Here is a 662-nt window from a genome sequence, read left to right as displayed (position 1 = left end):
CAAGCAAGAGGGATCCATACCCATCTTTTCGATAACGTTTATCTACCCATAAAAATTCAATATGTATGTGATGCCAAAACATATTTGCTGTGATACCGCCAATGATTTCTCCGTTATCATCCTTCAGCATAAAAGCAATATCTTCATTTGCTGTTTTAATTTCATCCGGTAATTCTTCCATATTGTACTCAACTACTTTTTTCTTGATGAAATTAAAATCCTGTTGGTCAAATTGATCTGTAATATTCATTCTGTGCTACCCTCCTAAGTTTAGTTAGTTTATTAGTCTATCATACTACCACTAGTTCACTTGGGCTACTTTTTAGTGGTTGTCGATACCAAAAACTGTGGCAAGACCATATCGAATTTACCGATTAATCTGATATACTATGGAAGGTTAGCAATTTGTATGGTATTGGGGGAAATCACAATGTATCAACAAATCAAACATTTATCGATTGAAAAGCAAATTGAATATGTAACACGTCAGTTAATTGCTATCGAAAGTATTAATGGAACAGCAGGAGAAGTCGAACTAGCTAACACTGTCCAAAGATGGCTGCAGACTTTTCCATACTTTGAAAAAGATCCTGCAAATGTTTGGGAGCAATACATTCCAAATGATTCAATTGGCAGGAAAAATATTTTTGCTTTTTTACGTA

General features: G+C 34.3%; 1 protein-coding gene and 1 pseudogene. One reads left to right on the top strand and one right to left on the bottom strand.

Features of this window, described 5'->3' with window-relative positions; translation table 11 throughout:
* Positions 1-250: GNAT family N-acetyltransferase (locus AC3G7N_RS21315; protein WP_489424139.1), on the bottom strand; the 250-nt coding region annotated here is incomplete at its 3' end.
* A 180-nt stretch (positions 251-430) separates the two neighbouring features.
* On the opposite strand from AC3G7N_RS21315, the pseudogene AC3G7N_RS21310 reads away from it, so the two are divergent.
* Positions 431-662, top strand: a pseudogene (locus tag AC3G7N_RS21310) (peptidase M20); the annotation flags it as partial.

This window comes from Virgibacillus carmonensis, from assembly GCF_057836705.1.
This window is presented reverse-complemented; position numbering and strand designations above follow the sequence as displayed.